General features: G+C 35.6%; 10 protein-coding genes. 1 reads left to right on the forward strand and 9 read right to left on the reverse strand.

All coding sequences use genetic code 11. The annotated features are described in order from the left end of the window. On the forward strand, positions 1-1,017 hold a 1,017-nt coding region (locus tag PHQ99_06275), incomplete at its 5' end, for a pyridoxal phosphate-dependent aminotransferase (protein ID MDD4289176.1). 37 nt (positions 1,018-1,054) lie between these two features. Here the strand turns inward: PHQ99_06275 and PHQ99_06280 are convergent. The 9 genes from PHQ99_06280 to PHQ99_06320 form a co-directional block, all read right to left on the reverse strand. Next, positions 1,055-2,476, reverse strand: coding sequence for a sodium:solute symporter family protein (locus PHQ99_06280; protein ID MDD4289177.1), 1,422 nt, complete (start codon positions 2,474-2,476; stop codon positions 1,055-1,057). Then, positions 2,473-2,655 carry a hypothetical protein gene (locus PHQ99_06285; GenBank protein ID MDD4289178.1) on the reverse strand — a complete coding sequence of 61 codons (183 nt, stop codon included), beginning with the start codon at positions 2,653-2,655 and terminating at the stop codon, positions 2,473-2,475. Before PHQ99_06285 ends, PHQ99_06280 begins: the two co-directional genes overlap by 4 nt. A 60-nt stretch (positions 2,656-2,715) precedes the next feature. Beyond that, positions 2,716-3,366: a histidine phosphatase family protein gene (locus tag PHQ99_06290; protein MDD4289179.1), complete on the reverse strand. Its 651-nt coding sequence runs from the start codon at positions 3,364-3,366 to the stop codon at positions 2,716-2,718. Positions 3,367-3,478: 112 nt separating this feature from the next. Beyond that, positions 3,479-4,561, reverse strand: coding sequence for a poly-gamma-glutamate system protein (gene pgsW, locus PHQ99_06295; protein ID MDD4289180.1), 1,083 nt, complete (start codon positions 4,559-4,561; stop codon positions 3,479-3,481). 191 nt (positions 4,562-4,752) lie between these two features. Continuing rightward, complete coding sequence (locus PHQ99_06300) at positions 4,753-6,387, reverse strand: C69 family dipeptidase (protein MDD4289181.1); 1,635 nt, start codon at positions 6,385-6,387, stop codon at positions 4,753-4,755. 151 nt (positions 6,388-6,538) lie between these two features. After that, entirely contained in the window at positions 6,539-8,239 is a 1,701-nt protein-coding gene (locus PHQ99_06305) for a C69 family dipeptidase (protein MDD4289182.1), read from the reverse strand. A 143-nt stretch (positions 8,240-8,382) separates the two neighbouring features. Continuing rightward, positions 8,383-9,549, reverse strand: a complete 1,167-nt coding sequence (locus PHQ99_06310; GenBank protein ID MDD4289183.1) for a succinylglutamate desuccinylase/aspartoacylase family protein — start codon at positions 9,547-9,549, stop codon at positions 8,383-8,385. Positions 9,550-9,561: 12 nt separating this feature from the next. Then, positions 9,562-9,735, reverse strand: coding sequence for a hypothetical protein (locus PHQ99_06315; protein MDD4289184.1), 174 nt, complete (start codon positions 9,733-9,735; stop codon positions 9,562-9,564). 36 nt (positions 9,736-9,771) lie between these two features. Next, positions 9,772-11,064, reverse strand: coding sequence for a citrate transporter (locus PHQ99_06320; protein ID MDD4289185.1), 1,293 nt, complete (start codon positions 11,062-11,064; stop codon positions 9,772-9,774). Positions 11,065-11,269 lie beyond the last annotated feature (205 nt).

Raw genomic sequence — 11,269 nt, forward strand, 5'->3', positions numbered from 1 at the left:
CCCAGCCCTATTAAAGATGCAGCGATTAATGCTATTAAAAATGGTGATACCCACTATACTAACAGTATGGGAAAAATAGAACTTAGAGAGGAAATTGTCAGATATTACTATAGAAAATATCAGGTAAATATTTCTCCGGAGCAAATAATTGTTACTTCAGGGACTTCTCCGGCAATGTATCTTATCTTTGCTGCAATACTTGAGCCAGGAGATGAAGTAATTCTTTCTGATCCTCATTATGCCTGCTATCCAAAAATAATCAGCTTTTTAGAAGGTAAACCTGTCTTTGTGCCTGCAGAGGAAGAAAATGGTTTCAAATTTGATACTGATAATATTAAAAAATATATAACCCCCAAAACAAAAATAATTATGATTAATTCACCATCTAATCCAACCGGTACTGTTTATAATGAAAAAGAACTTGCAGCAATTGCAAATTTAGGATACTATATTTTTTCTGATGAAATTTATCATGGCTTAGTTTACCAGGGCAAAGAACATTCCATGCTTGAGTATACTGATAAGGCATTCATTTTAGACGGTTTTTCCAAAAGATATGCAATGACCGGATGGCGACTTGGTTATTTAGTTGCTCCAAAAGAATATATTCGCCCTTTACAGAAAATTCAGCAAAATTTCTTTATTTGTGCAAACTCATTCAGTCAAACCGCCGGTTTAGCTGCTTTAAGAGATTGTGATGAAGATGTAAAAAATATGGCTGAAATTTATAATCAACGTCGTATCTTCCTGTTAAAACGGCTGCACGAAATTGGTATTGCTACCAAAGTAGAACCCACCGGTGCTTTTTATGCCCTTGCAAACATTAAAAAGTATTCTAATGACTCTTTTAAGATTGCCTTTGATATTTTGAATAAAGCAAACGTAGCGGTAACTCCTGGTATCGATTTTGGGCAGATGGCTGAGGGATACCTTAGAATCTCCTATGCTACTTCTATGAAAAACCTGGAAGAAGGCATGAATCGTTTGCAGAATTATTTTATAAATAGAAAAATATAGTCTGCCATTGTTACAAAGTAAGATTATTATATTATTTTTAATTGACTGTTAATGACATATTGTTCTTTCTATGAAAGCCAATATTGCTTACAGCGATAAATACAACAGTTGAAATGATAAGACACCATATACCCGGCCAGATACCAAATGGAAAATAGCCAGTAAAATACATTATAATAGTTGATAACCCTGCAATAACTATACTGCTGATTGCAGCAGTACTATTTCCTTTTTCCCAAAATATTCCAAAGAAGCTTGGTGCTAATGCTAATAATCCTGCAGAAGACATTACTGATAATTCAACAATTATCCCGAATTGACCCAGTGAAAAGAAAAAAGCAGATAAAGCGATTATAGGCACCATTATTTTTCCAAATAGCAATCTTTTTCCCTCTCCCGCTTTAAATAATTCACCATATACATCAACTGCACACATTGAACTTAAAGTTAGAATTATAGAGTTCACAGTAGATACTGAGGCAGCTACTATACCTAAAAACACAAACAAGGATAATATTACAGGGATTTCTCCCAAAATCAAGGGAGTAATCATATCAGTGTTGGTAATATTCGGAAATATATGCCTTGCAGCTAAACCTAAATGCACTACTATAAGTGTATAAATTAAACCAAAGAATGAAAAACCAATTATCATAGTCCTGAGACTTTTTTTATTCCTGGAAATAAACATTCTCTGAGCAACCTGAGGGTTAGTTAAAGCAAAAAATAGCCAGGGAATTGTGAGTCCTAAAAACCTTTGGTAAGGCATCTTATTAGCATTCAGCAAATCACCATGGTCATTTTGAATAATTTGAAAAAATTGACCAAATCCACCAAAAAATGTATTCATTACATAAAAAATCAGGATAATTGATGATGCGAACATGATAATCGATTGCAAGGTATCAGTCCATGCAACTGAACGCATGCCAGCCCATATAGTAAAGACGAGAACAATTACCAATGCCAGTGTAACTCCAAGTTGATATGGAATACCGGTCAATGTTTCTAAAAGGTAACCAATACCGGTAAACTGAACTGACATGTAAGGTATCAACATCAGCAAGGAAAAAACCGTAGCGATAGCACCTAATGCCTGGCTCTGGTATGCCTTGCTTAGTAGTTCTGAAGGTGTAATACAATTATACTTTTTACTGATAGACCAGAAGTACGGTGCAAATAATACTAATAGTAGAATAGTACCCATCAAATAGGATAACTCGAAACCCATGGTACTGATTCCAAAAGTATAAGTCATCCCAACTAAACCTACCATCATGAACGCACTATAGGTTGTAGCACTATAGGTCATTGCGGCTACAAACCCTCCAATAGTCCTATTAGCGATAAAATATTCTGCAATTCCGGGACCAGTCTTTCTTTTAGCGGTAAATGATATTATACAACCTAAAATAAACCAGCAGGTTATGCCTAACAACATGATAGATGAGCGACTCACTTTAAACCTCCTATTAACATAATTCCATAAATAATAGTGCCAATAGATAAGAGTATCCAAAGCAAGTATGAACCTAAAAAGGTTGCAGGTAATAAATAGGGAACAGTCAGACTTGAAAATATTAAAATCATAAAAACAATCAATTGTTTTTTGATATTTTTTATGTTAATTTTAATCATATTTAATTTCTCCGAATCTTAAACAATAATAATAATTGAATACCAAAACGATTAATCTATCTATTGCCATTCAGTAATAAACTCACTCAAATGTTTATTTTGGTTCAGTTGAACCAGAATAAAGCCCTGCTCTTTCTTGTGGTGAATTATAGTATAAGAAGCAGTGTCTAAATGAATTCGCCAAAAATAAGGCTGGCATATGCCAATACAGGAGGATATCAAGGGTTTGAGAAGTGCCCGGTGAGAAACAATGACGACACACTCTCCAGTATGTTTCTTAATTATATTATCCAAGTCTTCTCTTGCTCTTTTTTGTACAGAATATAATGGTTCCATATTTGAAAAAGATAATTTTTCCGGTTCTTTTAACCATATTTCCCACTCTTTCGGGTATTCCCTGGAAATATACTCTTTTGATTTTCCTTCCCATGGGCCAAGCTCAATATTGTTCAGTGCTTCTCTTTTTTCAACCTCAATCTTACATTCCTTTTTTATTTCTTCCGCAGTCTGTGTTGCCCTTGTTAATGGACTTGTATATATTCTGGATGGATGAAATTGTTTTATTTCCTGAGCTAATTCTCTCGCCTGCATAATACCTACTTCATTCAGGGGAAAATCACTTCTACCGCGAAAAAGACCTTCTCTATTTCCCCTACATTCTCCATGTCGAACCAGAATTATAACTGTTTTGTTCTTTAGTTTTTCTTTCATTTTTATTTCTACCGCTTATTAATATTTATTTTTGAAACTATTCTAATTGTATAATCCCAATAAATCAAATTTTTTCTTCATTAAAAAATATATTAAAGATTATTTCAAACTATTATTCTTTATTATTCTTTGCCAAAAAAAGATAAATAGCAGAGATAAGAATTATTAAAACTATAATCCATTTTTGTGCTTTATTCTGGAAAAATACCTGTGATGTTCCTATTTCCGGAAGAGGAATTGGATCGATGGGGATACCATTTTTTAATGCTAAATCCCTTACATTTAACAGGTGTATAACCGGAATATTTAACAATTGATATTCAAAAATTAGTCCCCGTTCCGGATTATCAGGAATTTTCGGTCCGTTAATAACTAAGCCATTTGGATAAGTAATTGAAGCAGAGGTATTACCATAATTTACCGAAGCACCACCAATATTAACAAATACCTTTATTGGTTTTTCCCCCGCCGCCTCTTTATATATTTCCATTCTTTTTTGGATATTTTCTGACAAATCCTCTATATCTATAAAATAAGCCTCTGTTTTTTTTGCAATATCCCTTATAATTTCCACTGATTCAGGAAAAAGCATAGACTCAGCCTGATCTTTATTTCCACCCATAGAAACAGCAAGTATTTTATATGGCAACACTTTATTTTCACGAAGAGTTTCAAGCATATCAATAAATGTTAGCTCCGGTATTGTGGCTCCATACTCAGATGCGCCTATCGAATAAATAATCAATGGCGCTAATTCCATTGATTTACATGCTGATAATGTGGCAATTAATAATGCTGGAAATGAACCACTTGACCCTATTGCTACAATATCTCCCGACTGTAATCCGGCTTCATAAAAATATTTAACCATTAAAGCAGCGAAATCGGGATTTGTTGATGTTCTCTTAGCGCTTAAATTACCGAGAGTGGTGGTCAATAATGTATATTCTTCACCAATTAGACCTGTTTTATTTGGATCTAATTTTTCATCAATCACAATCCCTTTTGCTTCTCTTTCTTCCTTTATTACATATAAAGACTCAGTCATTACCCTGGCAGCTTCAACCTGTAACTGATAATAAGGCACATGCACTCTTTTTATGGAGTTTTCTACTGCAACAAATCCGATTATAATAATCAAAAATAAAATAATCAAATTTTTTAATTTTATGTTATATTTTATCCATGTTTTCATATTAATCTCCATAAAATGTAATATAAATAAGGAAAATCAAGTGATCTAATAAATATTATCCTAATAATTGTTAATTATCAACTCTTTTACTCGATTATAACTAATTTATTCTTTAATTTAACATAAAAGGGAGGTTGTCTTTAAATTGGCAACCTCCCTTTTATGTCTGCTTAAATAATAGCAAAAGATGCTTAGTCTACTTCTACCACTTCAATCTCTTCAACAGCTCGAGTCAGCCAATCGATCCACCACTCCGGATACATATCTCCTTGTACTCGAACACGGTCAAAGGCATATTTACCCATAAGTTCATCACCTAACTGTAACCATGTTTCATGCCAGTCAACTGCCGTATTGTAAGCAAAATCACTTAACAGTTTAATCGCTATTTCCGGATCAGTTTCATATAATTCAGCTGCTGCCTCTTGTAATGCTGCAGTTTGTTTATAGATTGATTCCATTCTGGGGTCTCTAATCTGGTAAATATCCTGAATTGCCTCATTATATCTGAATCTTGCCATCTGTTGTACATAACTATTTACCCACCACCCGGAATCTCTTCTAAATGTCTCATATCTCGAACCAGTCTGATAGAAATCAGGCAATTTTTCCATTGACGCCAATAATGGGGTAAGATAGGTAGAATCAACTGCACCATAACCAAACCATACAACACCTTTTATTGGTTCAGGTAACCAGCTTTTTGTTTGAGAAACTTGCAAATAACAGGTTAACGGTATACCAACCGGTCTTTCTCTTCCGGCTATTCGATAATTACCTAAAGGATCTCCCCATGGACCAGCTCCCGGACCTTTGGTAAGATCGAATTCGGTTCCACGGTATACATCACCGGAAATTTTAAAAATATCATGTACTGAAAGCTTGTTATCCGGTTTAACAAATAGTGGATAATGTGTCTGATAAGGCTCAACTGCCAAAGATGGTGCCACCAGATCAATTACACGCCATTCTCGTGGGTTCCAGTATCCTTCAGTACGTGGGGCGTATACATCAGCAGGATTGAAAGGCCCATCTGTTTCAGGATCATACCAGCCGTGTTCTACAGCAAAAGATATTAAATTAGGTGAGTGCATGACATTTTCTTCATCATTCAGGTCAATACCTCTAATTCTTGCTGTATTAGCCCCAACAAAAACATGATCATCGGGCATTCTTACAGCAACCCACAAATCTCTGCCATAATACTCTGCAATCCAGACTTCTTCACCATCAGAGATATTCATTATTTCCCCTGAGCCATACCAACCATATTCTTCAACTAAATCTCCCATTATTCGGACAGCTTCCCGGGCAGTTTTAGCCCTCTCCAGTGCTATATCCTGAGCCATCCAGCAATCTACTATTCCTTCACTATCATCCCTTAAAACTGTTCGTATTTCTTTTCCTAAGTCTGTTGATGTATTACCCTGACCAAAGGTAGACTCACCCATGGTTAAACCATTTGCATTTATAAAGGAATAGCGGGAATGTAAATATTGATAGGTTTGCTCAACTTGATTCATTTGCTCCATTACAATAGCTTTATCCCCATAATCAATATCTGGCCAGTTTCCATAATCAATATAATTATGACCATCAACAACTATATCCCGGGTAGCACCTTCAGGCCAATCCATCTCAGGAATGATCCATAAGCGAAAATCCGCTACACCAGAATCATCATTATGAGTAGTAATAGTCGATCCGTCAACTGTGGCTCCAGTACCTGCACCAATAATAGTGCATTGTGCGAAACTGTAGGATACGGAAAAAGCGATGACAAAGACTATTACTATCAAACTTAATAAATATTTATTTCTTTTCATTATTTTTTATACCTCTCATGAATAATCTTAAATATTTTTTCATTTTTATTTGCTATCAAACTATATTGCCTCCCAATTTTTTAAATTGGGAGGCAATATAGTTTATTGTTTGTATTTTAAATCAATCTTTTTATTTTTATTTTTTCACACATTATTGGCATATTGGCAATTCATCCAGAGTTGGTTCTCCATCTCTTCTTCCTATTTTAGGCATATTTTCAGCTGCCCATAAAGCAGAAACCTTGTCAAACCACTCAGGTGTTGTTCTTGTATTTAAAGTCCAGTAATCACTGAAGAAACGGTCACCTAGTGCCAACCAGTCTTGATGCCAGCGCATAGCGTTACTGTATGCATAATCGGTAATCATCTGGATTGCTGCTTCCTGGTCAGTTTCATAAAGCTCTGCTGCTGCTTTTTGGATAATTGGTGTCATCTTATACAAAGATTCCAACTTAGGATCACGGAATTTGTAGAGTTCTTCAATGGCTTCATTGTATTTAAATTGAGTCATTTCCTGAACATAAGTATTTGTCCACCAGTAAGAATCTCTGTCAAAATCTTCATAACGTGAACCAATCTGGTAACCTTCCGGTAATTCCGTCATAATCGGCCAAAGAGGTGTAATATAGGAAGTATCAGGTGCACCGTAACCATACCAGCTGATTCCTTTGAAAGGAGCAGGGAGATTAGGGTCAACTTCACCAATATGAACATAACATGTTCTCATAATATTGATAGCTCTTTCATTATGTCCTGGAGTGTTGGGGTATTTCAAAGGATCGCCAAATGGCCCTGCAGCAGGTCCGGTAGAAATATCGTAATCAGTACCTTTATAGTAGTCACCTTTAATTTTAAAGATATCATGTACTGAGAGTTTCTTCTCCGGTTTTACAGAAAATGGGAAATACTCATCATCAGGATGAATATCTAATGAAGGTGCTACTAATTTTAAAGCTCTCCATTCTCTCCTGGAAGCGTAAAGACCATTGTCCGGAGCATATACATCAGCAGGACTAAATGGTTCACCTGAATCAGGATCATACCAACCCTGATCTATTGCAAAGGAAACCAAATTAGGTGAGTGCATAACATTTTCTTCATCATCCAGGTCAACATCTCTTATTCTGGCTCTATTGGCTGCTACAAAGAAATGATCATTAGGTATTCTAACTGCACACCAGATATCAAGACCATAAGCTTCCATTATCCATACTTCATCACCATCAGTAATATTGATAGTTTCGCCGCCCTGATCTATCCACTGAAATTCTTCTATCAAATCACCCATAATACGAACTGCTTCCCGGGCGGTTGTTGCTCTTTCTAATGCAATATCCTGAGCTAACCAGCAATCAACAAGTCCTGTGCTTTCGTCGCGCATTATGCGTCTTTTTTCTTCACCAAGAGGCATACTCGTATTCACATTAAATGTAGATTCACCCATAGCTACACCCATTTCGTTCATAAAGGAATAGCGGGAGTGAAAATAAGCATAGGTATGTTCAACTTGTGGTGTTTGATCCATAACAAAAGCTTTATCCCCGTAGTCAACATCCGGCCAATTGCTATAATCGACATAATCATGTCCACCAACTACGATATCTCTCATAGAACCTTCCGGCCAATCCATTGCCGGTATTATCCATAAACGGTAATCTGCACTGGAAGAATCGTCATTATGGGTAATCATTGCTGTACCATTAACAGTAGCATCCTTACCAACTGCCACAATAGTACAACCCAGATCATCAAATTCAGGGTCCCAATTCTGATCAGCCATTCCAGTTGTACCTAAAAAGGCTGTTGCTAAAACCACTATAGCTGTTAGGATTATTATTTTATTTGCTTTCATATTTTCTTTTCCTCCTTATTTTTGTTTTTTTTGCTCATTCAAGAATAACAGGTTAGGAATTTAATTGTTTTTAAGTTTCTGTCCAGGAATTAATTATTCTTATAATATGCACCTCCTCGTTATTCTAATATTTTACTTACTGCTTACTGATAGAATAACCTATCAGCATCAGAAGTTTCCGGGTTATGTAAAAAATGCATTATATCATGTTCTTCTAAGTCAAAATACGTAGGAAATTCTACTTGTATCTCCTTTTCCGGATAAAAGAATTCCATTTGTTTTATAACTTCCATTGTAGATGAAAGATGCCTTCCTACCCTGTACCATATCGGTTTTCCAAATTCTATATCATACGGAGGGTCACAAAACAATAAGCCCTGTTCTGAGGCAGTCTGCAAGAATTCACATTTTCCTTCTACCATTAATTCTTCAGTAAGTTTACTGGCAACTCTATCGATAAAAGGTTCAGCTGTTTCCATCAGAACTACTAATGCATCACTGTAATCACCAATTTCTCTGTGAGTAAGACCGCGCAATCCTCTTGGAGAAGTCTCTGTTTTCATTGGAAACTGTTCTGCACTCAGGTTCATTGCAGCCATCATAGCAAGATCATCAGCATCCTGGTGGGCAACAAAAGTGCTTACTACCGGGTACATAAGTGATGCTTCATGCATGTCAATAACCAAATCAATGTTTTCATTTCTTATCAACTCCATAAAGGCAAAAGATAGTCTTTCTGTTAAACTGCCAGTCGGGTATCCCGGATAAGTCCTGTTTAAATTACGAATATCTTCATAAGCCAGGTTCTGTCTCGATGGATAATGAATATAAGTAAACGGGTCAGGGAATTGGTCTAACTGGTTAGTATTTCTGGCTCCAATACGGAATTTTTTCTCACCCCAATCACCTTCTAAGGTAAAGTAGGAAGGATAACCAAACCCATAGTCACCCATACTCCAGGCACTTCTATTGGCAACCGGTACTAAAAATATTTTACCTTTATCAATCTTTATATTTTCAGCAGCGACATAAGCAGCAACCATGGTAGCAGGTTCATATGGATGTGTGCCACCCATCCATAACATCGTTCCACCCGGATTACCCGAATCATAGATATAAACAGGGGTATCGACCCATGTATCCTTAATACCATCAAAATAATCACTTAGCATAACTTTTTCTGTGAAATCTTCAGAAACCACAATGGATTGCTTAAAGTGACGTATATCCCATAGTTCTTTACCTCCGAAAAAGGTAATAACTAATATTACAGCTAAAATAATCAATCTTCTTACAAAAACATTATTCATTGTGAAATCCCCCTATTTAATCCGTAAAGCCCTTAACAGAAATGGTATTAAAGTGTAAGCATAGATAATATCATAAACCCAGTTTGTCCTGGTTTTTCTTTTAAACAATCCTCGTAAAAGCAATAAGGCAAAAGCTGCACATATAACTATGTAAATTATATGCACTAAATTTTGTAACATTATCATAATTACTATGTCACCTCTTCTTTCATTTTTTTAGTTTTAGCCTACTAAGAAACTTAAATCATTTGCATAAATAAGCATTAGCAAAGCAACTGCTCCCATAAATAACCAGGGAACTGATACACCTTTTAAGAAATTAAGATACGAGCCATCATATTTTACTGTTTCAATGGTCACCCGCCCTACAATCATAGAAGGTGGCAGACAATCACCTAATGGAAATATTAGTGACAGAGCCGCAGCAACAACAGTATTGTTTATTCCCATAGAATTAAACATGAATATTATAGGTACACCTATAATAATGGCACTACCATAACTTAAAGAACCTTGAGCAAGTGGTCCAAAAATTAATACCAAGGCGTATACTAATAATAGAGGTAATGTTATAAAGGTAATGGCAATTAATCCTCTAACTCCACTGGAAGTCATTATGGTAACTAAAATTCCAACACTAATAACTGTTGCCAACAGCGAGAAGACTTGCTCCATTGTGTTGACAACAACTTCATAATAACGCTTTAATGTGGTCTTTTTTGGGTTAACAATCATGGTAACAATGGCACAGATAACAAACATTAAAGGTAATCCTAATACGGGAATTGAGAATGCTGCATATTGAGAAATCAAGAAAAGAAATACTAAAGTTAGTAAAGGTAGTGCAATTCTGATACCGGTTAGCTCCTTGGGGGGTTTAGGTATTTGGGCTAAAATTTCTTCTTTCTTTTGAGCAACGCCACCTCGTCCATAATAAATAATTGTAAATATAGCAATAATCAATATTGGCACTATTAAAATATAAGTAAAACCAACATAGGGCATATTTGCCCCGGCAGCCATCAACATTGCCCAAAGGTTTATTGGGGGAGCAGCAGCAGCCAGCATAGCAGTAACATATACAAATCCAGCGGTTCGTAATTTGGAAATGCCCATATACTGCATTATATTAGCGACCATTCCGCCAACTACAAAGATTGAAACACTTCCCGCACCGGTTAAAGCTCCCGGAATCAACATGACAAAAGTTAATAATGAAAATACTACCCATTTTTTTTCATAAAAGTTTTCAATTATTTTAACAACCAGCGCATTTATAGCGCCCATTTCAGAATAAATATTTATAAAAATTGAAGCTGTAACAAAAATCAATCCAAGATTAAGATAGGTAAATGTCCCTTCTACTAAAATTCGTGCAGGGAAACCGAAGCCGGCAGCAATTGCTCCGGCTACGGCTGCTATAACCATGGAAATCTCTGCTGACTTCAATTTCCACATACTAATGACATAAGCAATGACCATAACGATCAAAGTTATCGTTGTTTCCTGATACATTACAATATTTTCCTCCTAAATCAGTTTAATACGTAAGCTAATGTGTAGTTTATATCTACTTAATGCTTAAGATTCAGAGTACATTAATTTTATTACTTCAGTTAGATCTCTAGTATCTTTGATAAATGTAATTGGTACTTCGTTTTCTTCTGCTATTTTAGTAAATTTTCCGTCAGCATTACCATCTTCTCTTACGATAATGTAA

This window comes from Atribacterota bacterium, assembly GCA_028703475.1.
Classification (GTDB): Bacteria; Atribacterota; Phoenicimicrobiia; order Phoenicimicrobiales; family Stramentimicrobiaceae; genus JAQVMU01.

Coding starts and splice junctions, on each gene's coding strand:
- PHQ99_06285 (MDD4289178.1), bottom strand. CDS start 2,655: ATGATTAAAATTAACATAAAAAATATCAAAAAACAATTGATTGTTTTT.
- PHQ99_06290 (MDD4289179.1), bottom strand. CDS start 3,366: ATGAAAGAAAAACTAAAGAACAAAACAGTTATAATTCTGGTTCGACAT.
- pgsW (MDD4289180.1), bottom strand. CDS start 4,561: ATGAAAACATGGATAAAATATAACATAAAATTAAAAAATTTGATTATT.
- PHQ99_06300 (MDD4289181.1), bottom strand. CDS start 6,387: ATGAAAAGAAATAAATATTTATTAAGTTTGATAGTAATAGTCTTTGTC.
- PHQ99_06305 (MDD4289182.1), bottom strand. CDS start 8,239: ATGAAAGCAAATAAAATAATAATCCTAACAGCTATAGTGGTTTTAGCA.
- PHQ99_06310 (MDD4289183.1), bottom strand. CDS start 9,549: ATGAATAATGTTTTTGTAAGAAGATTGATTATTTTAGCTGTAATATTA.
- PHQ99_06315 (MDD4289184.1), bottom strand. CDS start 9,735: ATGATAATGTTACAAAATTTAGTGCATATAATTTACATAGTTATATGT.
- PHQ99_06320 (MDD4289185.1), bottom strand. CDS start 11,064: ATGTATCAGGAAACAACGATAACTTTGATCGTTATGGTCATTGCTTAT.